This is a genomic window from Pseudomonas pohangensis (assembly GCF_900105995.1).
Lineage (GTDB): Bacteria > Pseudomonadota > Gammaproteobacteria > Pseudomonadales > Pseudomonadaceae > Aquipseudomonas > Aquipseudomonas pohangensis.
On record NZ_LT629785.1, the window covers coordinates 108,266 to 134,594 of the forward strand.

General features: G+C 60.1%; 26 protein-coding genes. 16 read left to right on the forward strand and 10 right to left on the reverse strand.

The window, feature by feature from the left end; all coding sequences use genetic code 11:
- Nucleotides 1–56: 56 nt before the first annotated feature.
- The 4 genes from BLT89_RS00475 to BLT89_RS00490 form a co-directional block, all read right to left on the reverse strand.
- Nucleotides 57–329: an oxidative damage protection protein gene (locus BLT89_RS00475; RefSeq protein WP_090192576.1), complete on the reverse strand. Its 273-nt coding sequence runs from the start codon at nucleotides 327–329 to the stop codon at nucleotides 57–59.
- Nucleotides 326–1,393 carry an A/G-specific adenine glycosylase gene (gene mutY, locus BLT89_RS00480; protein ID WP_090192577.1) on the reverse strand — a complete coding sequence of 356 codons (1,068 nt, stop codon included), beginning with the start codon at nucleotides 1,391–1,393 and terminating at the stop codon, nucleotides 326–328. Before mutY ends, BLT89_RS00475 begins: the two co-directional genes overlap by 4 nt.
- Nucleotides 1,390–3,600 (reverse strand): AsmA family protein, encoded by a 2,211-nt coding sequence (locus BLT89_RS00485; RefSeq protein ID WP_090192578.1) that lies wholly within the window; start codon nucleotides 3,598–3,600, stop codon nucleotides 1,390–1,392. The genes mutY and BLT89_RS00485 overlap by 4 nt, the downstream gene beginning before the upstream one ends.
- Nucleotides 3,601–3,692: 92 nt before the next feature.
- Nucleotides 3,693–4,799, reverse strand: a complete 1,107-nt coding sequence (locus BLT89_RS00490) for an NAD(P)/FAD-dependent oxidoreductase (protein WP_090192579.1) — start codon at nucleotides 4,797–4,799, stop codon at nucleotides 3,693–3,695.
- A 205-nt stretch (nucleotides 4,800–5,004) separates the two neighbouring features.
- Here BLT89_RS00490 and hisB point away from each other — a divergent pair, with 205 nt between their 5' ends.
- The 5 genes from hisB (at nucleotide 5,005) to hisF (ending at nucleotide 8,142) form a co-directional block, all read left to right on the forward strand.
- A complete protein-coding gene (gene hisB / locus BLT89_RS00495) occupies nucleotides 5,005–5,598 on the forward strand; it encodes an imidazoleglycerol-phosphate dehydratase HisB (protein WP_090192580.1) in 594 nt (197 codons plus the stop codon).
- Nucleotides 5,599–6,237 (forward strand): imidazole glycerol phosphate synthase subunit HisH, encoded by a 639-nt coding sequence (gene hisH, locus BLT89_RS00500; protein ID WP_090192581.1) that lies wholly within the window; start codon nucleotides 5,599–5,601, stop codon nucleotides 6,235–6,237. It abuts the gene before it with no gap.
- Nucleotides 6,238–6,498, forward strand: a complete 261-nt coding sequence (locus BLT89_RS00505) for a DUF2164 domain-containing protein (RefSeq protein ID WP_090192582.1) — start codon at nucleotides 6,238–6,240, stop codon at nucleotides 6,496–6,498.
- A 36-nt stretch (nucleotides 6,499–6,534) separates the two neighbouring features.
- Complete coding sequence (gene hisA, locus BLT89_RS00510; protein WP_090192583.1) at nucleotides 6,535–7,272, forward strand: 1-(5-phosphoribosyl)-5-[(5-phosphoribosylamino)methylideneamino]imidazole-4-carboxamide isomerase; 738 nt, start codon at nucleotides 6,535–6,537, stop codon at nucleotides 7,270–7,272.
- Nucleotides 7,273–7,371: 99 nt separating this feature from the next.
- The gene (gene hisF, locus BLT89_RS00515; RefSeq protein WP_090192584.1) at nucleotides 7,372–8,142 is read left to right on the forward strand and encodes an imidazole glycerol phosphate synthase subunit HisF; all 771 of its coding nucleotides are present in this window, start codon (nucleotides 7,372–7,374) and stop codon (nucleotides 8,140–8,142) included.
- A gap of 12 nt (nucleotides 8,143–8,154) precedes the next feature.
- On the opposite strand, the gene BLT89_RS00520 is transcribed toward hisF, so the two are convergent.
- From BLT89_RS00520 to gpmI, 4 genes are all read right to left on the reverse strand, one after another.
- Nucleotides 8,155–8,604, reverse strand: a complete 450-nt coding sequence (locus BLT89_RS00520; protein WP_090192585.1) for a GNAT family N-acetyltransferase — start codon at nucleotides 8,602–8,604, stop codon at nucleotides 8,155–8,157.
- Between the two features lie 53 nt (nucleotides 8,605–8,657).
- Nucleotides 8,658–9,989, reverse strand: coding sequence for a S41 family peptidase (locus BLT89_RS00525; RefSeq protein WP_090192586.1), 1,332 nt, complete (start codon nucleotides 9,987–9,989; stop codon nucleotides 8,658–8,660).
- Between the two features lie 25 nt (nucleotides 9,990–10,014).
- A complete protein-coding gene (locus tag BLT89_RS00530) occupies nucleotides 10,015–11,253 on the reverse strand; it encodes a murein hydrolase activator EnvC family protein (RefSeq protein WP_090192587.1) in 1,239 nt (412 codons plus the stop codon).
- A 93-nt stretch (nucleotides 11,254–11,346) separates the two neighbouring features.
- The gene (gpmI, locus tag BLT89_RS00535) at nucleotides 11,347–12,882 is read right to left on the reverse strand and encodes a 2,3-bisphosphoglycerate-independent phosphoglycerate mutase (protein ID WP_090192588.1); all 1,536 of its coding nucleotides are present in this window, start codon (nucleotides 12,880–12,882) and stop codon (nucleotides 11,347–11,349) included.
- 140 nt (nucleotides 12,883–13,022) lie between these two features.
- On the opposite strand from gpmI, the gene BLT89_RS00540 reads away from it, so the two are divergent.
- Genes BLT89_RS00540 through secB form a run of 3 tightly spaced genes read left to right on the forward strand, consistent with a single transcriptional unit; the run spans nucleotide 13,023 to nucleotide 14,221 of the window.
- Nucleotides 13,023–13,436 carry a rhodanese-like domain-containing protein gene (locus BLT89_RS00540; protein WP_090192589.1) on the forward strand — a complete coding sequence of 138 codons (414 nt, stop codon included), beginning with the start codon at nucleotides 13,023–13,025 and terminating at the stop codon, nucleotides 13,434–13,436.
- On the forward strand, nucleotides 13,437–13,691 hold the full coding sequence (gene grxC / locus BLT89_RS00545) for a glutaredoxin 3 (RefSeq protein ID WP_090192590.1): 255 nt from the start codon (nucleotides 13,437–13,439) through the stop codon (nucleotides 13,689–13,691). It begins immediately after the preceding gene.
- Nucleotides 13,692–13,741: 50 nt separating this feature from the next.
- Entirely contained in the window at nucleotides 13,742–14,221 is a 480-nt protein-coding gene (secB, locus tag BLT89_RS00550) for a protein-export chaperone SecB (protein ID WP_090192591.1), read from the forward strand.
- Between the two features lie 81 nt (nucleotides 14,222–14,302).
- Here secB and BLT89_RS00555 read toward each other — a convergent pair whose 3' ends face one another.
- Both BLT89_RS00555 and BLT89_RS00560 read right to left on the reverse strand, forming a co-directional pair.
- Complete coding sequence (locus tag BLT89_RS00555; protein ID WP_090192592.1) at nucleotides 14,303–15,277, reverse strand: serine/threonine protein kinase; 975 nt, start codon at nucleotides 15,275–15,277, stop codon at nucleotides 14,303–14,305.
- Nucleotides 15,278–15,333: 56 nt separating this feature from the next.
- Complete coding sequence (locus tag BLT89_RS00560; RefSeq protein WP_090192593.1) at nucleotides 15,334–16,068, reverse strand: ComF family protein; 735 nt, start codon at nucleotides 16,066–16,068, stop codon at nucleotides 15,334–15,336.
- 78 nt (nucleotides 16,069–16,146) lie between these two features.
- Between BLT89_RS00560 and bioB the strand changes: the two genes are divergently transcribed.
- From bioB to BLT89_RS00600, 8 genes are all read left to right on the forward strand, one after another.
- Complete coding sequence (gene bioB / locus BLT89_RS00565; RefSeq protein WP_090192594.1) at nucleotides 16,147–17,205, forward strand: biotin synthase BioB; 1,059 nt, start codon at nucleotides 16,147–16,149, stop codon at nucleotides 17,203–17,205.
- A gap of 115 nt (nucleotides 17,206–17,320) precedes the next feature.
- Entirely contained in the window at nucleotides 17,321–18,499 is a 1,179-nt protein-coding gene (gene bioF, locus BLT89_RS00570) for an 8-amino-7-oxononanoate synthase (RefSeq protein ID WP_090192595.1), read from the forward strand.
- Nucleotides 18,492–19,220, forward strand: coding sequence for an alpha/beta fold hydrolase (locus tag BLT89_RS00575; RefSeq protein WP_090192596.1), 729 nt, complete (start codon nucleotides 18,492–18,494; stop codon nucleotides 19,218–19,220). Before bioF ends, BLT89_RS00575 begins: the two co-directional genes overlap by 8 nt.
- Complete coding sequence (gene bioC, locus BLT89_RS00580) at nucleotides 19,213–20,010, forward strand: malonyl-ACP O-methyltransferase BioC (protein WP_090192597.1); 798 nt, start codon at nucleotides 19,213–19,215, stop codon at nucleotides 20,008–20,010. The genes BLT89_RS00575 and bioC overlap by 8 nt, the downstream gene beginning before the upstream one ends.
- A 4-nt stretch (nucleotides 20,011–20,014) precedes the next feature.
- The gene (gene bioD, locus BLT89_RS00585) at nucleotides 20,015–20,704 is read left to right on the forward strand and encodes a dethiobiotin synthase (RefSeq protein ID WP_090192598.1); all 690 of its coding nucleotides are present in this window, start codon (nucleotides 20,015–20,017) and stop codon (nucleotides 20,702–20,704) included.
- Between the two features lie 454 nt (nucleotides 20,705–21,158).
- Nucleotides 21,159–22,964 carry a phenylacyl-CoA dehydrogenase gene (locus tag BLT89_RS00590; protein WP_090192599.1) on the forward strand — a complete coding sequence of 602 codons (1,806 nt, stop codon included), beginning with the start codon at nucleotides 21,159–21,161 and terminating at the stop codon, nucleotides 22,962–22,964.
- 160 nt (nucleotides 22,965–23,124) lie between these two features.
- The gene (locus BLT89_RS00595) at nucleotides 23,125–24,414 is read left to right on the forward strand and encodes a GGDEF domain-containing protein (RefSeq protein ID WP_090192600.1); all 1,290 of its coding nucleotides are present in this window, start codon (nucleotides 23,125–23,127) and stop codon (nucleotides 24,412–24,414) included.
- Nucleotides 24,415–24,542: 128 nt separating this feature from the next.
- On the forward strand, nucleotides 24,543–26,321 hold the full coding sequence (locus BLT89_RS00600) for an acyl-CoA dehydrogenase C-terminal domain-containing protein (protein WP_090192601.1): 1,779 nt from the start codon (nucleotides 24,543–24,545) through the stop codon (nucleotides 26,319–26,321).
- Nucleotides 26,322–26,329: the final 8 nt, after the last annotated feature.

Consider the following 26,329-nt stretch of genomic DNA (forward strand, 5'->3'; position numbering starts at 1 on the left):
TTTGCCTTTTAAGTGTCAAGCTGCGCGGCGAAATAAACCTGCCTGCAGGCCGCTGGTCACTCGCTTGGCGGCACGTAACCATCCGCTTTGGCGTATTCCTGGCCGGAGAGGAACTTGTCCATTTCTTCCTGCAGAAATTTGCGGTCCTCAGCATTCATCATGTTTAGCCGACGCTCGTTGATCAGCATGGTCTGGTGTTTCTGCCATTCATCCCAGGCTTTCTGTGAAACGTTGTTGTAGATGTCTTCACCTTTCGGTCCCGGATAAGGCTGACGTGTCAGGCCTGGCAGGATTTCGTTGTATTTACGGCAGCGGACGGTGTGGGTCATGGGGATTCTCCGGCATGCAGGGCGTCGGTAGCGCGCTTGAGCAGTTTCTTTACCGGTGCGGCAAGACCCAGGCGCGGTGGATGGGCGAGGTTATACCAGAGCCAGTCGGACTCGGCCACGGCGCGGCTGTCCTGGGTCACCCGTATCAGCCACGGCTGGATGGTCAGGTGGAAGTGGCTGAAACTGTGGCCCAGTTCGGCCAGTTGCTCGGAATTTCCCACCTTCAGGCGGTGCTGCCCGGTGAGCTGCTCGAGGCCGGCAAGATCCGGTAATTCGGGCAGACTCCAGAGCCCGCCCCACAGTCCGCTTGAGGGTCGTCGATAGAGCAGTACGGCATGCTGCGGGTTGACCAGCATTGGCATCAGGATATTTTTCTGCGGCAGCGCCTTGCGTGGCTTGCTGGCCGGATAGCTTGTTTGCCGGCCCATTTGCCGGGCCTTGCAGGCCTTGTGCAATGGGCAGTCCGCGCAGCCGGGCTGACTGCGGGTACAGAGTGTGGCACCCAGATCCATCATGGCCTGGGTGTAGTGATGGACCCGCTGCTGCGGTGTGTAGCGTTCTGCCGCCGCCCACAGTTCGGCGGCAACCCGGCTTTCGCCGGGATAGCCTGCTGTAGCGAGAAAGCGGGCCAGGACCCGCTTGACGTTGCCATCCAGAATCGGTGCGCGCATACCCATGCTCAGCGCGGCGATGGCGCCGGCGGTGGAGCGACCGATACCCGGCAGTTCGGTTAGCTGCTGCACCGAGCGGGGAAACTCGCCGGCATGTTCGGAAACCAGAATACGTGCGGTTTTCTGCAGATTACGCGCGCGACTGTAATAGCCCAGCCCGGTCCACAGATGCAGCACTTCGTCCTCGCTGGCGGCAGCGAGCGCTTCGAGTGTCGGCAGGGCGGTCATGAAGCGCGGGAAATAGTCGAGGACGCTGCTGACCTGGGTCTGCTGCAGCATGATTTCCGAGACCCAGACCCGATAAGGCGTGGTGTCCTGCTGCCAGGGCAGGTCCTTGCGGCCGCACCGGTCATACCAGTCGAGTACGGCCTCGGAGAACTGCCCGGGTGTCATCGGTTGAACAGGCCCTTGAGGGCATCCTTCAATTCAGGACTTACCTTGTCACCCAGTTTTTCGTCGATCTTGTCGCTGAGCTTCTCCCCGACTATCTTGCCGCCTACCTTGCCCAGGCCGTCCTTGTCCAGCCGGCAGGCTTTGGCGCCGAGTTCCAGTGGGCCACGACACAGCAACGGCCATTCGATACCGACAAACTGTTTGCTGACCTGGCAGGCAGGGTCGGGCATGGCGCTCTTGTCGCCTTCGATGGTGATGCCCAGGCGGTAATCCAGGCCCAGAACACGCAGATCGAGGTCGCCGTTGCCGGTCACTGCTAGCCCGGGGATGCGCACCCGGAGGTCGGGGTTGCTGGCAACCCCGTTATGGATGCTGATGCTGCCATCAAGCTGCTGGAAGGGGGTGTCCTTGCCGCGTGGTGTGCTGCTCAGGGTCTTGCGGTTGAGCGTGGCAATGCCGGTACACAGTTGCTGTTCCAGATTGGCATCCAGCAGGATGCCGTCATTGAGGCGGAAGCTGGCGTTGCCGTTGAGGGCGTCAATCAGTGCCCGTTCACTGTTGCCGGAGCTGCTCAGTTGGCTATCGAGATCGAGCTGACCGTTGACTGGCGGTTTCTTGCCGCTGGCAAGCAGCAACTGCTCAACCGGCAGGTTGTTCAGTTTCAGCTGGCCGCTGATATTCGGGACGGCTGGTCGTGCGTCCAGACGCGCCTGGCTGGTGAAGCTGCCGCCGAGCAGATCGCCATGCAGTTCCTGGATTTCCAGCAGGCCGTCAGTACTGCTGACCTGGATGCGCGCATTGTCCACCGGCAGCTTTTTCAGGGTGAGCTGGCTGAGATTCAGCGTGGCCTGCAGGTCGAGCTTGCGCAAGCGCTCCAGCGGCAACAGTGGCGCATCACTCCAGGCATTCTGCGTCGGGCTTTTTGGCAAGGCGGTGCTGCCCTGTTTGCCGGCGCTGGCCAGTGTGTCTTTCACTTCAGCATCACGCAGGTTGCCGTCCTTGCTGGCGGGCGGTAAGTAACGGTCCAGATCCAGACGGTCAATTTTCAGCTCGGCACGCAGTGCCTGGCGGCTGAAATCGTCGACGCCCAGCTTGCCGCTGATATTGCTGTCATCCAGCTGCAGTTTGAGGTCTTCCAGTGTCAGGCTGGTCGCTGAGCCGCGCAGGTGGCTGACCAGTTCAAAGCTGCCCAGGGTTTTCGGGTCGGCGCTTTGCGGCAAGGTCACACCCAGGCCGTCCAGAAACTCGCGCAGGTTGAGCTGGGCAATGGAGACGCCGCCATCGAGTTTGGGTGTTTTATCCAGGTCATACAGCTTGATTTCGCCGAGTGCGCGCAGCTGGTTGGCCGACAGTTTCAGGCCGTTCCATTCGGCAACGCCGGCGGCCTGATCGAGCAGTAACTGCCCTTGGGTGGCGAAGGTCAGGGTTTTGCCCTTGAACGGTTCGCCGGATACTTCGCCGCTGAGTTGCATGTCCTCCAGTTGATAGCGTTTCAGTGCGCGGTCGAAGCGCAGGCTGGCGCTGAGTTCGGTGCGTGCGCGCAATTGCGGCAGGGTGCTGCCCAGATTGGTCGACAGCTTGAAGGGGATGGAGCTGCTTTCGCGGATTGCGCCGCTGCTCAGTTGCAGGTTTTCCAGGGTGTAACGGATGCCGTTGCGCGCATCGCTATAGTCGATGCGCGCGTTGTTGATGCGCAGGCTGTCAATGTCCAGGCGCATTGGCGTGCGCTCGGGCTTGCCGGCGGCGGCCGGTTCTGCGGGCTTGCTGGCTGTTTGCGGGCCGGCGGGCGACGTGCCGGTTGCACCGGGGCGACCGATGTCTTCCCAGTTGCCGTGGCCTTGCTGGTCACGCTGCAGGGTGAGATTAAGGCCCTCCAGACGCACATCGCTCATCTGTACTTCCTTGCGCAGCAGCGGCAGTACACGCACGGACAGACCGAGCATCTGCAGATCGGCAAACGGCTGTTTGGGCGTGACAGTGCTGGCCAGCGTGGCATCGTGCAGCTCGATACCCAGCCAGGGGAACAGGCTCCAGCCGATCTGGCCATTCAGGGTCAGTTCAAGGTTGGCCTTGTCGCGTACCAGTTGGCGTATCTCGTCCTTGTAATCATTGGGGTCAAACAGGTGCGTCAGGGCAAAGCCGAGGGCAAAGACCAGCAGCATTATTCCGAGAAAGACCAGGCCGAGCAGTCTGCCGAGCGATTTCATTCTTGCTTCCTTGATAGATCGTCTGATTGAGCGTGGTCGAGTATAACGTTCCGCCCGTCTGCGCCTAGGGTCTGTTGCCGGCAACAGATGTCCTACAGTCTGGCGGCAATGTGCTCGGCAATCGCCAGGCTGGCGGTAAGTCCGGGGGACTCGATGCCGAACAGGTTGATCAGCCCGGGCAGGCCGTGACATTTGCTGTCTTGGATGGAAAAGTCGGCAGCCGGTTCCCCGGGGCCGGACAGTTTGGCGCGGATGCCGCTGTAGGCCGGTTGCAGGCGCTGCATGTCGAGGGCCGGGAAGTAGCGGCGGATCGCCATGGCAAAAGGTTCGCGCTGGCTGGCATCAAGGTGGTAGTCCAGCTGTTGCAGATAGTTCACATCCGGGCCGAAGCGCAGTTGCCCGCCAAGGTCGAGGGTGGCGTGGATGCCCAGGCCGGCGGTATTGGCTTCGGGCATCGGGTAGATCAGCCGGTTGAACGGCGAGCGGCCGCTGTAGCTGAAGTAGCGACCCTGGCAGAGGTGCAGCGGCGGTACCAGCGCGCTGCGCAGTCCTTCAGTCTGGCTGGCCAGTTGCTGGGCAAACAGGCCGCCGGCATTGATCACCACGGCGGCTTCCAGCGCGAAATGTTCGCCCAGACTGGTGCCCTCGACACGCCAGCCATGCCGACTGCGCTGCAGTTGCTCAATGCCGGTGTGCAGTACCAGTTGCGCACCTTGTCGTTCGGCGCAGGCCAGCAATGATTGCAGATAGGCGTGACTGTCGATGATGCCACTGGCGGGCGACAACAGGCCGGCGCAGGCGCGCAATTGCGGCTCCAGGCGATGAATCTGGCGCGCATCCAGTGGCTGCAGGCTGGTTACCCCGCAAGCCCGGGCATTGGCCTGAAGCTGCTCAAGGCGTTGCTGCTCGGCGGGCTCGACCGCCACCAGCAGCTTGCCAATTTGCCGTTGCGCTACCTGATAGCGCTCGCACCAGCTCAGCAGACGTTCGCGCCCTTCGATACACAGCCGTGCTTTCAGCGAGCCTGGCGGGTAGTAGATGCCGGCGTGGACGACTTCCGAGTTGCGACTCGAGGCATGACTGCCAATCAGCCCTTCGCGTTCGCAGATCAGCAGGCTGCGGCCCGGCGTGGCCAGGCGGGCGGCGCAGGCCAGCCCGACCGCGCCGGCACCGATGACCAGAATATCGATGTGCTCCATGCCGCTTCCCGTGCAGCACGCCTGGCCGCAGTTGTTTCAATCGTGGCTGGCAGAATAACAACATCGGCGGATTGCCCGGAACGGCAAGGCCGCCGGATTCACGTTCTGGCAGATGATTTGCCGGCTGCTTGCCCCGCAGCTAGCCGCGTGGCGCGGCGCACGCCTATAATGGCGGCCTTTCCCGCAGCAATTTCTGGAGCTGGTGATGGCCGAACGTACGGCATTCGTCGAGCGCAACACCCTGGAGACGCAAATCAAGGTCTCGATCAACCTGGATGGTACCGGCAAGGCCAGATTCGATATTGGCGTGCCCTTCCTCGAGCACATGCTCGACCAGATCGCCCGGCATGGCCTGATCGACCTCGACATCCAGTGCAAGGGCGATCTGCATATCGACGACCACCACACTGTGGAAGACGTCGGCATCACCCTTGGTCAGGCGTTTACCCAGGCCATCGGTGACAAGAAGGGCATGACCCGTTACGGCCACTCCTACGTGCCGCTGGACGAGGCGTTGTCGCGGGTCGTCATCGACTTCTCCGGGCGCCCCGGGCTGCAGATGCATGTGCCTTATACCCGTGCCAGCGTGGGCGGCTTCGACGTGGATCTGTTTCAGGAGTTCTTCCAGGGCTTCGTCAACCATGCCCTGGTAACCCTGCACATCGACAATCTGCGCGGGCACAACAGCCACCACCAGATCGAAACGGTGTTCAAGGCGTTCGGTCGGGCGTTGCGTATGGCGATCGAGCTGGACCCGCGCATGGCCGGCCAGATGCCATCGACCAAGGGCTGCCTGTAAATGCAGACCGTAGCCGTTATCGACTACGGCATGGGTAATCTGCACTCGGTAGCCAAGGCGCTGGAGCACGTCGGTGCCGGCAAGGTGCTGGTGACCAGCGATGCGCAGGTGATTCGCGAAGCTGACCGCGTGGTGTTTCCCGGCGTCGGCGCGATTCGGGATTGCATGGCCGAGATCAGGCGTCTGGGTTTTGATCAGCTGGTGCGCGAAGTCAGTCAGGACCGGCCGTTTCTTGGTATCTGCGTGGGCATGCAGGCCTTGCTGGAACGCAGTGAAGAAAACGGCGGGGTGGATTGCATCGGCCTGTTTCCTGGTCAGGTGCGCTTCTTCGGCAAGGATCTGTACGAGGACGGCGAGCACCTGAAAGTGCCGCACATGGGCTGGAACGAAGTTGAGCAGGCGCTGGATCACCCGCTCTGGCACGAGATTCCGGACCGTGGCCGTTTCTACTTCGTGCACAGCTACTATGGCGCGGCGGCCAACCCGGCGCATGTGGTGGGTCGCGGGCATTACAGCAAGGATTTCGCTGCAGCGCTGGCCGCAGGCTCGTGCTTTGCCGTGCAGTTCCACCCGGAAAAAAGCCATACCCACGGTTTGCAGTTGTTGCAGAACTTTATTTCCTGGGACGGCCGCTGGTAAATGAGCCGGGCCAAGGGCAAACCGCCGATCATGACCTTGAACACCGAGCAGGAGCGTGAAGCCTGCGCAGCGATCAAGTGCTTCATGGCCGAGCGGTTCGAGCTGGAGCTGGGCAGTTTCGAGGCTGCCGAGGTGCTGGAACTGTTTGCCCGTGAAGTTGCGCCGCACTATTACAACCGGGCGATTTTCGATGTGCAGACTCACCTGAAAGAGCGGTTCGAGAGCATCGAAAGTGACCTTTGGGCGCTGGAAAAAAGCTGACCCTTCGATTTAATACGACTTGAGCAGGTTCAACTGATGCTGATTATTCCCGCTATCGATCTTAAAGACGGCGCCTGCGTGCGTTTGCGCCAGGGCCGCATGGACGACTCCACGGTGTTCTCCGATGACCCGGTGAGCATGGCAGCCAAATGGGTCGATGGCGGTTGCCGGCGCCTGCACCTGGTTGATCTGAACGGTGCCTTTGAAGGCCAGCCGGTGAATGGCGAAGTGGTTACGGCGATAGCCCGGCGTTATCCGCAATTGCCGATCCAGATCGGTGGCGGCATCCGCTCGCTGGAAACCATCGAGCATTATGTGCGTGCCGGCGTCAGCTACGTGATCATCGGCACCAAGGCGGTCAAGCAGCCGGAGTTTGTTGCCGAGGCGTGCAAGGCGTTTCCGGGCAAGGTGATAGTCGGGCTGGATGCCAAAGACGGTTTTGTCGCTACCGATGGCTGGGCGGAAGTCAGCAGCGTGCAGGCGGTGGATCTGGCCCGGCGCTTCGAGGCCGATGGTGTCAGCGCCATTGTTTATACCGATATTGCCAAAGACGGCATGATGCAGGGCTGCAACGTCGAGGCCACTGCAGCCCTGGCAGCGGCCAGCAGGATTCCGGTGATCGCCTCGGGCGGTATTCACAATCTCGCTGATATCCGGAAATTGCTGGCGGCGAAGTCGCCCGGCATTATCGGCGCCATCACCGGTCGCGCGATTTACGAAGGCACTCTGGATGTCGCCGAGGCGCAAGCCTTGTGTGATGCCTTCAAAGGTTAATGAAGAAACATAGGGTGGAAAGCCGCGCAGCGTTTTCCATCGTGGAGCTTATGCTGGATAAGGCCGCTGGCCGTTTCCCAGCCTGCACGGGACACTCATATGGCACTGGCTAAACGCATTATTCCCTGTCTCGACGTGGACAACGGCCGCGTGGTCAAGGGTGTGCAGTTCGAGAATATCCGCGATGCCGGTGATCCGGTGGAAATCGCCCGGCGCTACGACGAGCAGGGTGCCGACGAGATTACCTTTCTCGACATCACCGCCAGCGTGGATAACCGCGACACTACCCTGCACACCGTCGAGCGCATGGCCAGTCAGGTGTTTATCCCGCTGACCGTGGGCGGCGGCGTGCGCAGCGTGCAGGACATCCGCAACCTGCTGAATGCCGGTGCCGACAAGGTATCGATCAATACTGCGGCGGTATTCACCCCGGAGTTTGTCGGCGAAGCCGCCTCGCGCTTTGGTTCGCAATGCATCGTGGTGGCGATTGATGCCAAGCGCGTATCACTACCCGGCGAACCGCTACGCTGGGAAATCTTCACCCACGGCGGACGCAAGCCCACCGGGCTGGACGCGGTGCTCTGGGCAAAGAAGATGGAAGACCTCGGTGCCGGTGAAATTCTGCTCACCAGCATGGATCAGGACGGCGTGAAGAGCGGTTATGACCTGGGGGTTACCCGCGCCATCAGCGAGATGGTCGGTATTCCGGTGATTGCCTCGGGAGGTGTCGGTAATCTCGAGCATCTGGCCGCCGGCATCCTCGAAGGCAAGGCCGATGCCGTGCTGGCCGCGAGCATCTTTCACTTCGGGGAATACACCGTGCCGGAAGCCAAGGCGTATATGGCCAGTCGCGGCATAGTAATGCGCTAGCCCACCCTGCGGTTAGCTGAGTAGCTGGCGGTACTGGGTAAAACCGGAATGCGTGGCGATGCGCTCGTAGAGCAGGCGAGCCCGGGTGTTGTCTTCCCGGGTCAGCCAGTGCACGCGACTTGCCTCGGCGGCTTTGGCGGCGGCATAGACATGCTCGATCAGGGCGCGACCGGCTCCGCTACCCCGTACATTTTCGTCAACGTACAAGTCCTGCAGATAGCAGTAGTCGCCGCTGGTCCAGCAGGAACGGTGGAAAATCCAGTGCACCATGCCGATGGCTACGCCATCCTGCCAGGCCAGCGCGGCGAACATCGGTTCGCCGGGATCGAGAAAGCGTTGCCAGGTCAGCTCGCTGGTTGCAGCAGGGATCGCGGTTTTGTAAAAGGCCTGATAGCCCAGCCACAGCGGCAACCAGTTCGCATGGTCACCGGCAGTCAACGGTTTGATCTGCAGCGCGGACATACTCGTACCTCACTGGAAACGGCTTGGCCAAGGGCGGCGCAGGGGCGCCTCAACTAGGGTCGGTTGCTGGTCACGTTGAGGCCCTTGAGCAGGATCAGTGCCTGGTTCAGCTGGTAGTCATCATCCTGGGGCCGCGGTTTGGCTTTGGCTTTGCTGCTCGGTTTGTCAGCACCACCATTGCCATTGCCCAGGTGGCCCGCCAGATCAGCTTCCTTGTAGCTCTCGTGAGCCTTCTCGCGGGTCACCTTGGCCGGTGTCACCTCGATATCCGGGGTGATGCCCTGGGCCTGGATGGAGCGCCCTTTAGGTGTGTAATAGAGTGCCGTGGTCAGCTTCAGGGCGCGGTCGTTGGTCAGGGGCAGTACGCTTTGTACCGAGCCTTTGCCAAAGCTCTCCGTGCCCATGAGGATGCCGCGCTTGTGATCCTGCAGGGCGCCGGCGACGATCTCTGCGGCAGAGGCGCTGCCACCATTGATCAACACCACCAGTGGTATGCCTTCGCTGGCGTCGGCCGGATCAGCCGAAAAGCGCATTTCGGAGTTGGGCACGCGGCCTTTGGTGTAAACGATCAGACCTTTTTTCAGGAAGTGATCGGACACCTCGACGGCAGCCTGGACCACCCCTCCCGGGTTGTTGCGCAGGTCGAGGACCAGGCCATTGAGCTTCTTGCCGCCATTTTCCTTTTTCAGTCTGGCGAGTGCGCTGCCGACTTCCGCGCCGGTATTGATCTGGAACTGGCTGATGCGCAGATAGCCGTAGCCATTGTCGAGCAGCAGGCTTTTCACGCTTTTCACCGGGATGGCGGCGCGGGTCAGCTCAACGGTAAAGGGGTCCTTTTCACCGCGGATCAGCGTCAGTTCGACGCTGGTGCCAACCTTGCCGCGCAGCAGCTCAACCACATCCATCATCGACAGGTTGTTGGTCGGTTTGCCGTCGATCTTGATGATCAGGTCGCCGGACTCGATACCGGCAGCGGCTGCCGGAGTGTCATCAATCGGAGCGACCACCTGGAACATGCCGTCCTGCATGCCGACTTCGATACCGATACCGCTGAACTCGCCGCTGGTGCTTTCCTGCAGCTCGAGAAAGTCTTCCGGGCCAAGGTAGGCCGAGTGCGGGTCGAGATTGCTGAGCATGCCCTTGATGGCATTTTCCAGCAGGGTTTTGTCGTCAACCGGTTCAACGTAGGAGCTTTTGATACGGTCAAACACTTCGGCAAAGGTGCGCAACTCGTCCAGCGGCAAAACACCCCGGGCACTGCTGTTTGCGCTGCTTTGCGTGGGGCTGGCGGGTGCTGCAGGCGGCTCGGCGGCGTGGCTGCCGGCGCTGCCCAGTAACAGTGCGAGACACATGCTCAGTGACGTTAGGCGGGACAGGTTGGGCATGAAAATCTCCTGATAGGGCGCGAGCTTAACCTTGCGTACGGCACCATTGGGTAGGGTTGACCGGGCGGCCCTGCTGGCGAATGGCGAAATACAGCGCGGGAGTCTGTTGTCCACCGGTGTTGCCGACGGTGGAGATGATTTCGCCGGTCTGGACAATATCGCCAGGGTTTTTCAGCAGGCTCTGGTTGTGCCCGTAGAGGGTCAGGTAACCGTCGCCATGGTCAAGAATAACCAGCAAGCCTGCGCCGCGCAGCCAGTCGGCAAACACTACCCGGCCGCCGTGTACTGCTTGTACCGGGCTACCTTCGCTGGCGCTGATCATGACGCCGTCCCAGGTGCTGCGCGAATCATCCCCGCGGGCGCTGCCAAAACGGGCCATCAGCCGGCCATTGACCGGCCATGGCAATTTGCCGCGGGCCTGGTTGATCGGGCCGCCGTAGCTGGAGGCGCTGCTCGAGACCAGCGGCCCCTGCACGGCAGGCGCGCCTTTGGCGGGTTCGACCTGTTGCGTCAGCGCTTGCTGGCGGGCTATCTCTGCATCTCGGGCCTGACGGGCGAGGGTTTCCTCGATGGTTTTCAGCACTTTGCCGAGCTGGGCCTGTTCCTGCTGGCGGGCCTTGAGCTTGCGGTCGCGGGCGGAATATTCCTTGTTCAGCTTGGCCAGCGCGTTACGCCGCTCCTGGCGTAACGCCACCAGCTGTTCGCGTTGCTGTTCAAGAGCGCTTTTCTGCTCATTCAGCAAGCCCTGCTGGGAAACGATGGCCTGTTCGACATTGGCCAGCTGGCGCAGGGTCTCGTTGAAGGCGCTGAGCTGCTCCAGCCGTGCCTTGCCCAGATATTCGTAGTAGGTCAGGGTGCGCGAGAACTTTTCCGGCTGTTGCTGGTTGAGCAGCAGGCGCAACGGTTCCTGCTCGCCGCTCTGATAGGCGGCACGCACCTGGATGGCGATCAGCTTCTGTTGTTCAAGGCGCGCGCTCTGCAGTTTTTTTTTCTCGTCATCCAGGCGATCCAGCTCGGTTTCGCTGTCCTTGAGTTCCTTCTGTAATTCGCGGACCTGCTTTTCCAGCGTACCCATCTCGGTTTCGGTCTTTTGCAGATCCTTCTGCACGCCGGATTTTTCCTGCTGCAGCTTCTGCATCAGCTGCTTGAGTTCGGCCACATCCCGGCTGGCCTGTTCCAGCTGCTGCTGGGCATCGCTGCGTTCGTCAGCAGTGGCTGGATGAAGCAGGGCAAAAAGCAAGATCAGGGTCAGGGCGCGAAACATGGCTGCTTGAAACCGGAAGAGTGATTGGCGGCTAGTATGCCTAAAAAACTGTCAGCAAGCTGCAGGGTTCGGGCTGTCCGCCGGCTGGCTGCTCTACAGCAGTTCGATTATCGATTTCCCGGTCATTTCGGCTGGTTGCGGCAGGCCAAGCAGCGTCAGCATGGTCGGTGCCACGTCGGCCAGCACACCGCCTTCGCGGAGTTTCAGCGGCCGCTTGCCGACATAGATGAACGGAACCGGTTCGCAGGTGTGGGCGGTGTGCGCCTGACCGGTGCAGACGTCTTCCATCTGCTCGACATTGCCGTGATCAGCGGTGATCAGTGCTTCGCCGCCGACCTTGTCCAGCGCTGCGGCAATGCGTCCGACACAGCTGTCCAGACACTCCACGGCTTTCACCGCCGCATCGAATACACCGGTGTGACCGACCATGTCGCCGTTGGCGTAGTTGACGATGATCACGTCAAAGCGCTGGTTTTCAATGGCCTCGACAATGCGGTCGGTGACTTCCGGGGCGCTCATTTGCGGCTGCAGGTCATAAGTGGCGACATTCGGCGATGGAATCAGGATGCGCTCTTCACCGGGGTAGGGCTCTTCGCGGCCTCCGGAAAAGAAGAAAGTGACGTGGGCGTACTTCTCGGTTTCGGCAATCCGCAGCTGGGTTTTGCCGTGGTTGGCCAGGTATTCGCCGAGCACATTGGTCAGTGCTGCTTGCTTGAAGGCGCTGGGGGCGGCAATCGAGGCGGCATACTGGGTAAGCATGACGAAATCGGCCAGCTGTGGCACGCGCTTGCGCTCGAACTCAGGAAAAGCCGGCTCGACGAAAGCGCGGGTCAGTTCGCGGGCACGGTCGGCACGGAAGTTCATGAACACCACGGCATCGCCGTCCTCGACCCGCACGGGTGCGCCGATGCTGGTGGCCTTGACGAACTCGTCACTTTCTTCCCGGGCATAGGCGGCCAGCAGGCCTTCCACGGCAGTTTCCGCCTGATAGGCGGCAGTTCCGTCGACGATCAGCTGATAAGCCTGCTGTACGCGATCCCAGCGGTTATCCCGGTCCATGGCAAAGTAGCGGCCGATCAGGCTGGCAACACGGCCCTTGCCCAGGCGGGCAAAAGTGCTGTCGAGCAGTTCGATGGAGGCCCGGGCACTGCGCGGCGGGGTGTCACGCCCGTCGAGAAAGGCATGCAGGTAGATTTTGTCGGCACCGCGTTGGGCCGCCAGTTCCGCCATTGCCACCAGATGGTCCTGGTGACTGTGTACGCCGCCATCGGAGAGCAAACCAAGGATATGCACGGCCTTGCCGCGGGTGACGGCCTTGTCGACCGCAGCACACAGGGCTGCATTGTGGAAAAACTCGCCGTCGCGGATGGCTTTGGTGACGCGCGTGAAGTCCTGATAGACCACGCGACCGGCACCGAGGTTCATGTGGCCAACTTCGGAATTGCCCATCTGGCCATCCGGCAAGCCGACATCCATGCCACTGCCGGAGATCAGGCTGTGGGGCTGGGTAGCCAGCAGGTGATCGAGAACCGGTTTGCTGGCTGAGTGGATGGCGTTGTATTCAGTGCTTTCGCTATGGCCAAAACCGTCGAGGATGATCAGCATCAGGGGTTTGTGCGTTGCCGTCATAATTTCGGGCTCTTCTCTGCAAAGTTGGGGAAGGCCGGCATTCTAAATGCGGGGGCGCTCTTAGTCACCGCCGGACGGGGCTTGGCCGACCTGCGGGGCTGTGTATACTGGCCGCCATTTTAGCTTTGTGGAACCTCCAGATGCTCGCCCACCTGATTGAATTTGCGAATAATCACTACTTGCTGACCAGTGCTTTCGTAGTTGCACTGGCACTGCTGGTTTTTTCCGAAACCCGCCGTGGAGCGCGCAGTATCAGCAATCGCGAGCTGACGGCGCTGGTCAATGGCTCCGGAGCGGTGATCGTGGACATCCGGGCGCACAAGGATTTTGCTGCCGGGCATATCGTGCAGGCGCTGAATATTCCCCTGGAAAAGCTGGCCGAACGTATGGTCGAGCTTGAAAAGCACAAGAGCGGCACCATTATTGTTATTGATGCGGCGGGACAGCACGCCGGTGGTGCCTGTCGCTCACTGAAAGAAGCCGGTTACGAGGCGGTGAAATTGTCGGCCGGGATTTCCGGCTGGCGTGGTGACAATCTACCGGTCGTTAAATAAATGCCTGATGTAGTCATTTACAGTTCCAGCTGGTGTCCATTTTGTACGCGTGCCAAGCAGTTACTGGCCAGCAAGCAGGTTGCCTTCAAAGAGCTCAATGTTGATGGCAACGCTGCGTTGCGTGCAGAAATGACGAAAAAAGCCGGTCGCACCTCGGTTCCGCAAATCTGGATTGGCGCTGCCCATGTAGGTGGTTGCGACGATCTTTATGCCCTGGAGCGTGCCGGCAAGCTCGATACGCTGCTGCAGGGCTGACCCACACTCCAATCAACCCGGATTCAATCGACCAACAAGAAGGCTCAGTCATGACCGAAGAAGCTAACAAGCCCGCCGCCCAGGAAGAACAGGGTCCACAATTTTCGCTGCAGCGAATTTATGTACGCGACCTGTCCTTCGAGGCCCCGAAAAGCCCGGAAATCTTCCGTGAAGAGTGGCGGCCGAGCGTTGAACTGGACATCAATACCCGTCAGCGCACGCTGGAAGGCGACTTCCACGAAGTCGTGCTGAAACTGTCGGTAACCGTCAAGAATGGCGAGCAGACAGCTTTTATTGCAGAAGTGCAGCAGGCCGGTATTTTCATGGTCAAGGGTCTGGATGCCAATGGCATGGGCCACACCCTCGGTGCGTTCTGTCCGAACATCCTGTTCCCCTACGCCCGTGAAGCGCTGGACAACCTGGTGACCCGCGGCTCATTCCCGGCTTTGATGCTGGCGCCGGTCAACTTCGACGCGCTGTATAACCAGGAGCTGGAGCGCATGAAGTCGGCCAATGAAATGCCCGCCTGATCTGACGCGCTGATCGAAAAAAACGCCCTTCGGGGCGTTTTTTCTTTCCGCAGCGGGGGAAAGCCCCGGTTTTCTGCTCTGCTAGAACAAGCGCAAGGGCTCTTCATCCAGCGCTGACAGTTGTTCACGCAATATCAGGATCTGCTCGCCCCAATAGCGCTCGGTGCCAAACCATGGAAAGCTCATCGGAAACGCCGGATCATCCCAGCGCCGGGCCAGCCAGGCACTGTAGTGCAGCAGGCGCAGCGAGCGCAGACCCTCGATCAGCAGCAGTTCGCGACTGTCGAAGTCATGGAATTCCTGATAGCCGTCGATCAGCTCGGCGAGCTGGCTGAGGCGTTCGTGACGCTCACCGGCCAGCATCATCCACAGGTCCTGAACCGCCGGGCCCATGCGGCAATCATCAAGATCGACCATGTGAAAGCTGTCATCGCGGCACAGCAGGTTGCCCGGGTGGCAGTCGCCATGCAGGCGAATCGGCGTGCAGCTGACCCGCCCGAACAGCTCGTCCAGACGCTTGAGGAGGTCGCGGGCCACCGACTCGTAGGCTGGCAGCAGGCTGCGCGGTAGAAAATTACCTTCGAGCAAAGTGGCGAGGGAGGCATGGCCGAAGTTGCTGACGCCCAGCGCTTCACGATGGGCAAAGGGCCGGATGGCACCCACTGCATGCATGCGTCCGAGCAGTTGGCCGAGGCGATACAGCTGGTCAAGGTTGCCCGGCTCCGGAGCGCGGCCGCCACGTCGCGGAAACAGCGCGAAGCGAAAGCCGGCATGGCCGAACAGGGTCTGGCCGTTGTGTTGCAGTGGCGCAACCACCGGCACATCACGCTCGGCCAGCTCGGCACTGAAGCTGTGCTCCTCGAGAATCGCCGCATCACTCCAGCGTTGTGGCCGGTAGAACTTGGCGATCAGTGGCTGCCCGTCTTCGATGCCTACCTGGTACACGCGGTTTTCGTAGCTGTTCAGTGCCAGTACCCGGGCATCGCTCAGAAAGCCCAGACTTTCCACGGCATCCAGCACCAGATCGGGTGTGAGAGCGGCAAATGGATGGGACATCGGGGTGCTCCTGGGCTGGGTCGCGGAGTGTAACAGGCTGCCCCGTCAGGCATGTCTCAATCTCCGGGCCTTGGTGTGCGCGCCAGGCAGTAGATATCCACGCGGGCAGCACCGGCCTTGTGCAGCAGGCGGGCAACGGCTTCCGCTGTGGCGCCGGTGGTCAGTACATCGTCGATGACGGCTATATGCCGGTTTTCCAGCGCGACGTCACCGGCGAGCTGGAATGCCCGGCGCAAATTGCGCTTGCGGGTTGCTGCATCCAGTTGTTGTTGCGCCGGAGTTTCCAGTGGACGCTGCAGCCGGTCATGCACAACTGCAATGTCGAGGGTCTTGCCCAGCCAGTCGGCGAGCATGCCGGCCTGGTTGAAACCGCGCTGCCGCAGTCGCCCTCTGGCCAGCGGGACGGGAAGCAGGTAGTCCGGGCGCGGCAGGTCCCGGGCAAAGGCATGCTGCAGGTGTTCGCTCAGCAGATCGGCGAGTAGCCGGCCATAGGGCCAGCGCGCCTGATGCTTGAACCGGGTAATCAGGCTGTCGATCGGGAAGCGGAAGCGCCAGGCCGCTTCAACCTGCGCGAAAGCCGGTGGCTTGCGCAGGCATTCACCGCAGATTTGCCCCTCGGCCGCTAATGGCAACGCACATATCCGGCAATGCGGCCCCAGCCAGGGTAGTTCCAGTTCGCAATCGATGCAGATTGGCCGTTCCTGTCGTGAGCCCAGATTACACAGCAGGCACGAGTGATTACTTTTTAACCAGTCGTAAACCTGCGCTCGCACTTTTGGTTGACAGTCCATTTGCCTTCCCTGAGTATGCCGCCCATCCATGTTGCGTCCAGCCTAGCAGGCGCCAATCGCTTTAACTGAGGAATTGTCATGAGTGCTACCCGCTCCCCCTCGCTTCGCCATGACTGGAGTCTTGCCGAGGTTCGTGCGCTGTTCGAACAGCCGTTCAATGACTTGCTGTTCCAGGCACAAACAGTGCATCGCGCACACTTTGATGCCAACCGGGTGCAGGTTTCCACCTTGCTGTCGATCAAGACCGGCGCCTGTCCCGAGGATTGCAAGTACTGCCCGCAGTCCGGCCACTACAACACCGGGCTGGACAAGGAAAAACTGATGGAAGTGCAGAAGGTGCTGGATGCGGCGGCGGAGGCCAAGGCCATCGGCAGCACGCGTTTCTGCATGGGCGCGGCGTGGAAGCACCCGTCGGCCAAGGACATGCCCTACGTGCTGAAGATGGTCGAAGGGGTCAAGGCCATGGGTCTGGAAACCTGCATGACTCTGGGCAAGCTGGACCAGGAGCAAACCAGGGCGCTGGCCGATGCCGGGCTGGACTACTACAACCACAACCTGGATACCTCGCCGGAGTTCTACGGCAATATCATTACTACCCGCACCTATGCAGATCGCCTGGAAACTCTGGGTTATGTTCGCGACGCGGGCATGAAGATCTGTTCCGGCGGCATTCTTGGAATGGGCGAGTCGCTGGATGATCGCGCCGGGCTGCTGATCCAGCTGGCCAATCTGCCGGAGCACCCGGAAAGCGTGCCGATCAACATGCTGGTCAAAGTCAAGGGTACGCCGCTGGCCGAAGAGCAGGATGTCGATCCGTTCGATTTCATCCGTATGCTTGCCGTGGCGCGGATCATGATGCCGCAATCCCATGTCCGCTTGTCCGCCGGCCGCGAGGCGATGAATGACCAGATGCAGGCGCTGGCCTTCTTTGCCGGTGCCAACTCGATTTTCTATGGTGAGAAACTGCTGACTACCGCCAACCCGCAAGCCGGCAAGGATATGCAGCTGTTTGCCCGCCTGGGGATCAAGCCGGAAGAGCGTGAGGAGCACTCCGACGAAGTGCATCAGGCGGCTATCGAACAGGCGCTGGTTGAACAGCGTGATTCGAAGCTGTTTTACGACGCCACCTCGGTCTGAAGCGGTGTTTGCTGGCGGGCTCTGAGCCAGCCAGCAAAGAAGCTGTCTGACTATTTCGTAGGTTCGTAGGCTGGATATCCCGTTTGCGGTTATCCAGCGACTTCCGGTGTTGCCCATGAGTTTCGATCTCGCCTCACGCCTTGCCGAGCGCCGTGCCGCGCACCTGTTTCGCCAGCGTCCGTTGCTGCAAAGCCCGCAGTCACCGCTGGTGTGGGTGGATGGGTGCCAGTTGCTGGCCTTCTGCTCCAATGACTACCTGGGGCTGGCCAGTCACCCTGAGGTGATACGGGCCTTGCAGCAGGGCGCAGAACAGTGGGGGGTAGGTGGTGGTGCTTCGCATCTGGTGATCGGCCACAGCACGCCACATCATGAGCTGGAGGAAGCGCTTGCCGAATTCACCGGCCGGCCGCGCGCGTTGCTGTTTTCCACCGGTTACATGGCCAATCTGGCGGCCGTGACCGCGCTGGTCGGCCAGGGCGATACAGTGCTGGAAGACCGGATCAACCACGCTTCTCTGCTGGATGCCGGCCTGCTCAGCGGCGCGCGGTTCTCCCGTTATCTGCACAACGATGCGGCCAGTCTGGGCAGCCGTCTGGAAAAAGCCACCGGCAATACCCTGGTGGTCACCGATGGTGTGTTCAGCATGGATGGTGATCTGGCTGATCTGCCGGCGCTTTGTGCACAGGCCAGATCCAGGGATGCCTGGGTGATGGTCGATGATGCCCATGGCTTCGGTCCGCTGGGCGCCAACGGTGGCGGAATTGTCGAGCATTTTGGTCTTGGTGCTGATGATGTGCAGGTGCTGGTGGGCACCCTGGGTAAAGCATTTGGCACGGCCGGTGCCTTTGTCGCGGGCAGTGAAGAGTTGATCGAGACGCTGATCCAGTTTTCCCGGCCGTATATCTATACCACCAGTCAGCCACCGGCTCTGGCTTGCGCCACTCTCAAGAGTCTTGAATTGCTGCGCACCGAGCACTGGCGCCGTGAACATCTGGACAAATTGATTGCCCGCTTTCGGCAGGGCGCGGCAGAGATCGGCCTGCAGTTGATGGAGAGTCCGACACCTATCCAGCCGATTCTGATCGGCGATAGCGCACGGGCTTTGCAGTTGTCCGAGCTGCTCAAGGCGCGTGGGCTGCTGGTCGGCGCCATACGTCCACCCACGGTGCCGGCCGGTAGTGCCCGCCTGCGGGTCACCCTCTCGGCGGCACATAGCGAGACGCAACTGGAACAGTTGCTGGAGGCTTTGGCCGAATGCTGGCCTTTGCTGCCCGCAGAGGCGGCGCATGGGTAAGCGTCTGGTTCTGCTGGCCGGCTGGGGTCTGGGCGTTGCGCCGCTGGAGCCGCTGGCACTGGCGTTGCGGGGACTGGATACGCGTCTGCAGGTGCAACTTGAGGCGTTGCCGGATTTGCCGGAAGGCGATTGGACCGCCTGGCTGGACGCGCTGGATGAGAGTCTGCCGCGAGACTGCTGGTTGGGTGGCTGGTCACTTGGCGGCATGCTGGCGACAGCGCTGGCTGCACGGCGGCAAACGCGCTGTCGTGGCTTGCTCACGCTGGCCAGCAATCCCTGTTTTGTTGCCCGTGCCGATTGGCCGGAGGCGATGCCGATAGCAACTTTCAAGGCGTTTGCGGACGGTTGCCGCTCAAGTCCGGCGGCCACGCTGAAGCGCTTTGCCCTGCTCTGTGCGCAAGGTGCGGAGGAGGCGCGAGGCCTTGGCCGGCAGCTGCTTGCCGGTGCGCCGCCAGTCAGGACGGAGCGCCTTTTGGCGGGTCTGGAGGTGTTGGCCGGGATGGATGTGCGCCAGGCGTTACGGCAGTTTGCAGGCCCGCAATTGCACCTGCTGGGTGCCGGCGATGGGCTGGTTCCCGCAACGGTTGCCAATGCTTTGCGTGCCTTGCAGCCGGCTAGCGAGATTGAACCCGTGCCCGGTAGCCATGCCTTTATGTTCGAGCAGCCCCATGCGGTGGCTGCAGTTATGCAGGCGTTTCTTGGCGAGGTAACGGATGACTGAGCTGGTGCAGGGTTTGCCGGACAAGCGGCAGGTAGCGGCGTCCTTTTCGCGGGCGGCCGGTAGTTATGATGGTGTAGCGGCTTTGCAGCGCAAGGTCGGGCAGCAGCTGCTTGATGCGCTGCCGGTAGAATTCAGCCCCCGTAGCTGGCTGGATCTGGGCTGTGGCACCGGGTTTTTCACACGGGCCCTGGCGCAGCGTTACCCGCTGGCCTGTGGTGCCGGGCTGGATATCGCCGAAGGCATGCTGGTGCATGCGCGCCAGCAAGGTGGCGCCAGATTTTTTATTGGCGGGGATGCCGAATCCCTGCCGCTTGCTGCGCAGTCCCGGCAATTGATCTTCAGCAGTCTGGCGGTGCAGTGGTGTGGCGATTTTGTTGCGGTACTGAGCGAGGCCAGCAGGGTTCTTGAGCCGGGCGGATTGTTCGCGTTCAGCAGCCTGTGCGTGGGTACTTTGCAAGAGCTGCGTGACAGCTGGCAGGTTGTGGACGGTATGGTGCATGTCAATCGCTTCCGCCAGTTCGAGGATTATCAGAAGCTGTGCGCGGCCAGCGATATGCACATACTGCAACTGGAGCGGCAGGCCGAGGTGCTGCATTTCATGGACTTGCGCCAGTTGACCGGTGAGCTCAAGGCGCTCGGCGCGCACAACCTGAATCCCGGTCGACCAGGCGGGCTGACCGGCCGCGAGCGGATTCGCGGGCTGATGGAGGCCTACGAAAGCAAGCGGGTCAGTCAAGGGCTGCCAGCGACCTATCAGGTGGTCTACGGCCTGTTGCGCAAGGAGGAATGAGCCTGTGAGTGCACAGTTTTTTATCACCGGTACGGACACTGACGCGGGCAAAACCACGCTTGCGGCTGCTCTGCTGAATGCGGCGCGCCAGGCCGGGTGCAGCACTGCAGCGGTCAAACCGGTAGCGTCCGGCTGCGAGTCAACGCCAGCGGGGTTGCGCAACAGCGATGCCCTGATTTTGCAGGGGCAATGCTCGCTGGCCCTGGAATATGCGCAAATCAATCCGTATGCCTTTGCCCCTGCCATTGCGCCGCATCTGGCGGCACGTCAGGTTGCTGTTGAGCTGCAGGTCGACAGTCTGGTCGCAGCGGTACAGCAGGTACTGGATCTGCGGGCTGGCTTCACGCTGGTAGAGGGTGCGGGCGGTTGGCGAGTGCCGCTGGGGCCCACCGCTATGCTTTCGGACGTGGCGATTGTCCTTGGTATGCCGGTCATATTGGTGGTGGGTGTCCGGCTGGGTTGTATCAATCATGCCGTACTGACGGCGCAGGCCATTGCCGCCGACGGCTTGCAGTTGGCGGGCTGGGTCGCCAATGTGGTGGATGCCGACACTGCCTGTCTTGCCGATATTCTGGCAACGCTGGATGAGCGCCTGCCGGCCCCTTGTCTGGGTCGCGTCCCGCGCCTGGCTGAGCCAGCCCCCGCAGCCGTTGCTGAATACCTCGATCTGGATTTGCTTCGGCTGTCTTGCTGAAATCCGGACCGGCAAGCTCCACTGGTTTTGCGAACGGTCCGGCAACAAGAAAAACCCCCGCCTGTGCCGTCCATTCCTGGATTTCTGGCACTCTGCGAGCGGAGCAATATGCCGGTGTATTCCGATATCAGCAGCTCCGCTGACCGGGCGACGAACGGCACTTTAGCTGTCAGGCCGATGTCAGGCCGCATCATTGAATAAAACAGATACCTCCGCTGTAGGGCTCGCATTTATTGGCCTGTACGTATTTTTCGGTATCAGGCTATGCGCAATTAACCAGCCTGGAACGGTTGGTTTGTTTGCTGCACGGGCCCTTGACAACAGGATGGCGTAAACGTATGTTTCAAACGCCTGTTTGATTGCTTGCCGCCTGCTGGTGTCGAGCACTACAAGACCTGACCCTTGACCCGATCTGCGGTCGAGCGCTCACAAACTTTCGCTGAGGTTAACTGCTATGTCTGACTACAAGGCCCCCCTGCGCGATATTCGCTTTGTCCGTGACGAACTGCTTGGTTATGAAGCGCACTACCAGAGCCTGCCCGGCTGCGAAGACGCTACTCCAGACATGGTCAATGCCATCCTTGAAGAAGGCGCCAAGTTTTGCGAGCAGGTTCTGGCGCCGCTGAATCGTGTTGGTGATCTGGAAGGCTGCACCTGGAGCGAGTCCGGCGTGAAGACGCCTACCGGCTTCAAGGAAGCCTACCAGCAGTATGTGGAAGGCGGCTGGCCAAGCCTTGCCCTGCATGTTGAACATGGCGGCCAGGGCTTGCCGGAGTCGCTGGGTCTGGTGATGAGCGAGCTGGTCGGTGAGGCCAACTGGTCATGGGGCATGTACCCGGGCCTGTCACACGGCTGCATGAATACGCTGATGGCGCACGGCACCGATGAGCAGAAGGCAACTTTCCTGCCCAAGCTGGTATCCGGTGAATGGACCGGCACCATGTGTCTGACCGAAGCCCATTGTGGTACCGATCTGGGCATGTTGCGTACCAAAGCGGTGCCGCAGGCTGATGGCACTTACAAGGTTAGCGGCACCAAGATTTTCATTTCTGCCGGTGAGCATGACATGGCGAGCAATATAGTCCATATCGTGCTGGCACGACTGCCGGATGCCCCTCAGGGCACCCAGGGCATTTCGCTGTTTATTGTTCCGAAATTCGTACCCAATGCCGAAGGTGAAGTTGGTGAACGCAATGGCGTGAACTGCGGCTCGATCGAACACAAGATGGGTATTCATGGTAATGCCACCTGTGTAATGAACTTCGATGAGGCTACCGGTTACCTGATTGGTCAGGCCAACAAGGGCCTGAACTGCATGTTCACCTTCATGAACACTGCACGACTGGGTACTGCACTGCAGGGTATTGCTCACGCTGAACTGGCTTTCCAGGGCGGCCTGAAATATGCGCGTGACCGTTTGCAAATGCGCTCGCTGACCGGGCCGAAGGCGCCGGACAAGCCGGCTGATCCGATTATCGTGCATCCGGATGTGCGGCGCATGCTGCTGACCATGAAGGCGTTCGCCGAAGGCAACCGCGCCATGGCCTTCTTTGCCGCCAAGCAGGTCGACATCCTCAGCTACAGCCAGGATGAAGAAGCGAAGAAATCTGCCGAAGCGATGCTGGCTTTCCTCACCCCGATTGCCAAAGCGTTCATGACCGAAGTCGGCTTTGAAGCAGCCAATCATGGCGTGCAGATTTACGGTGGCCACGGCTTTATCGCCGAGTGGGGCATGGAGCAGAACGTTCGTGATAGCCGGATCTCCATGCTTTACGAGGGTACTACCGGTATTCAGGCGCTCGACCTGCTGGGTCGCAAGATCCTGATGACCCAGGGTGCGGCACTCAAAGGCTTCACCAAGATCGTGCACAAGTTCTGCGAGGCCAATGCCGAGGTTGAAGCGCTCAGTGGTCTGGTTGGTCCGCTGGCCAAGCTGAACAAGGAGTGGGGCGACCTGACCATGAAGGTCGGCATGGCTGCGATGAAGGATCGCGAAGAGGTCGGTGCCGCTTCCGTGGACTACCTGATGTATTCGGGCTACGTCTGTCTGGCTTATTTCTGGGCTGACATGGCCCGTGTTGCCGCCGAGAAACTGGCTGCCGGCACCGATGAGGAAGCCTTCTACAAGGCCAAGCTGCAAACCGCACGCTTCTACTACGCACGTATCCTGCCAAGGACACGCATGCACGCCGAAGCAATGCTGTCGGGGGCTGGTAACCTGATGGAAATGGCTGAAGAGGATTTTGCTCTGGGGTATTAATCCTCCGCAGCACGTTCAAGCCTGAGCCCACCTTTATGGTGGGCTTTTTCATTGCTGCAGGATTGTTGGTGACAAGCAATCTGATTGTGCTTGTGTGGATGCCTTCTTACCGGTCAGCAGGCACAATACAGGCTTGACCCGGTGGTACTGGAGTTGATACTTGCGAGTTGCTGATCTGCGCCTGAGTCTTCTTGCTCCTTCGCTCGCGTTGCTGCTGTGCGGGCTACTGGCTGCCAGCTTTGTTCAGCTCAATGATTTCTTCCTTTCGCTTTTCAATGTGCTGCCCACGCTTCTGATGCTGTTGGGCGGGGCTTTTTGTGCCGCCTATGGGCGGCAGCGCGAGCTGTTCCTGCTGATTGTTATTTATCTGCTGTATTACCAGCTGGATACCCAGACCGATTTCTATCATCTCAACGGCGCGCCGATGGCCGATGCCGGGTTGATTTTCAATCTGTGTACGCTTCTTCTGCCGCTGTTATACGGCCTTTATGCTTTGTGGCAGGAGCGCACCCATCTGTTTCAGGATCTGCTGGCCCGTGCAGCTGTGCTGGTGCTGGTCGTCGGTGTGGCAGCCGCTTTGGGCAATCGTTATCCGGATAGCGTTAGTAATTGGTTAACCAGAATTCACTGGCCTGCGCTTTACGCGCCCTGGTTACGGCTCATTCAAATTGCCTATCCGTTATTCGCTATTGCCTTGCTGTTACTGGCAATTCAGTACATCAGGCATCCTCGTCCGTTGCATGCGGCCCAGTTCATGGGTTTGGCTGGATTGCTGTGGATGCTGCCGGACGTGTTCATTCTCAAGCACGCATTGCATGTGATGAGCAGTATGACAATGCTCATACTGGTTACGGCAGTAGCTCACGAGGCCTATCAGATGGCATTTCGTGATGAGCTGACCGGGCTGCCGGGTCGTCGCGCACTTAACGAAAGATTGATGCGTCTGGGCCGTCAGTACGTGATAGCGATGACCGATGTCGATCACTTCAAGCGCTTCAATGACACCCATGGGCATGACGTGGGGGATCAGGTACTGCGGGTCGTGGCCAACCAGTTACGCAAGGTCGGTGGTGGCGGGCGGGCCTATCGCTATGGTGGCGAGGAGTTTGTGGTGGTGTTTCCCGGCAAGACGCTGGATGCCTGCCTGCCTCACCTTGAGGCACTGCGAGCAGGGATAGAAGACTATGTGCTTAAACTGCGCGATCAGGAAAAGCGACCGAAAGACGATCAGGTCGGCCGCCAGAGTCGTAAAAAGCAGGTAGCTAAAAATGTGTCGGTGACAATCAGTATTGGTGTTGCAGAGCGGCAGTTAGCGCAACGTACAAGCGAAGAAGTACTCAAGGCAGCCGATAAAGCGCTCTATAGTGCAAAGAGTGCCGGACGTAATTGCGTTCGTATTGACGGCTATAGTCGAAGTGGTGCTGTGCGTGTGCGCGGCAATACAGACTGACTCGCCGCAACAAACGTGACTGTCCGGTCGTCTTTAGTCACATAATGACGATTTATATCCATTGATTTTTGCCGTATTATTTGTGCCCTGAAATGGCCCTTGGGCTCGGAATCCTTTGAGAGGTTTACATGGCAGATTACAAAGCTCCCTTGCGTGATATGCGCTTCATTCTTAATGAGGTTTTTGAGGTATCCAAACTGTGGGCCGAGTTGCCCGGACTGGCCGAGGTGGTAGACGAAGAAACCGCAGCAGCTGTTCTTGAAGAGGCTGGCAAGGTCACGGCGGGCGTTCTTGCTCCGCTGAACCGCACAGGTGACGAGGAGGGCTGCTCCTGGACCGCCGGTGAGGTGAAAACCCCGGCCGGTTTTCCTGAAGCCTACCGTGCTTATGCTGATGGTGGCTGGGTCAGTGTAGGGGGCGATCCTGTGTTTGGCGGCATGGGCATGCCGAAAGTGATCTCGGCGCAAGTCGAGGAGATGGTCAATTCGGCCAACCTCTCTTTCGGTCTCTATCCCATGCTGACTGCTGGCGCCTGCCTGTCGATCAATGCGCACGCCAGTGAGGAACTCAAGGAAAAATACCTGCCGAATATGTATTCCGGAGAGTGGGCTGGCTCCATGTGTCTGACCGAGCCTCACTCCGGCTCGGACCTGGGTATTATCCGCACCAAAGCTGAACCGCAGGCGGATGGCAGCTACAAGATTTCCGGTACCAAGATTTTCATCACCGGTGGTGATCATGATCTGACCGAAAACATAATCCATTTGGTACTGGCCAAATTGCCAGATGCGCCGGCTGGCCCAAAAGGCATTTCGCTGTTTCTGGTGCCAAAGAAACTGGTCAATGCTGATGGCTCGCTGGGTGATACCAACGCTGTGACCTGCGGCTCCATCGAGCACAAGATGGGTATCAAGGCCTCGGCTACCTGCGTGATGAATTTCGACGGCTCAACCGGATGGATCGTTGATGCGCCGAACAAGGGCCTGGCTGCGATGTTCACCATGATGAACTATGAGCGGCTTGGCGTTGGTATTCAGGGCCTTTCCCTGGGTGAGCGCTCTTACCAGAACGCAATCGAATACGCCCGCGACCGCATACAGGGTCGTGCACCGACCGGGCCGGTCGACAAATCCAAGGCGGCGGATCCGATCATCGTGCATCCGGATGTGCGTCGCATGCTGCTGACCATGAAAGCGCTGAATGAGGGCGGCCGGGCATTTTCCAGCTATGTGGCCATGCAGCTGGATACCGCCAAATACAGCGAGGATTCTGCTACCCGCAAGCGTGCAGAAGAGCTGGTGGCGTTGCTGACGCCTGTAGCCAAGGCCTTCCTCACGGATATGGCTCTGGAAACCACTGTCCATGGTCAGCAGATCTTTGGCGGCCACGGCTTTGTCCGGGAATGGGGTCAGGAGCAGTTGATTCGTGACTGCCGGATCACCCAGATATATGAAGGCACCAATGGCATTCAGGCGCTGGACCTGGTCGCACGCAAAGTGATTGGTAGTGGCGGTGTTTTCTACAAGCACTTTGCCGAAGAGATTAAAGGCTTTACCGATAGCGCGGATGCTTCTCTGGCGGAATTTGTCGAACCGCTGAAAGTGGCTGTCGCCACGCTCGAGCAAATGACCGCGGATCTGATCGAGCGTGCCAAGCTCAATCCCAATGAAGCCGGTGCCGCTTCGGTCGAATACCTGCAGGTATTCGGCTATACCGCGTATGCCTACATGTGGGCATTGATGGCGCGTACTGCGCTGGCCAAACAAGGCGACGGTGATTTCTACCAGAGCAAACTGGGTACCGCACGCTTCTACTTTGCCCGTATCCTGCCGCGGATTCATTCTCTGGCTGCAGCGGTCAAGGCGGGTAGCGAATCGCTGTATCTTCTGGATGCTTCGCAGTTCTAGGTGACCGT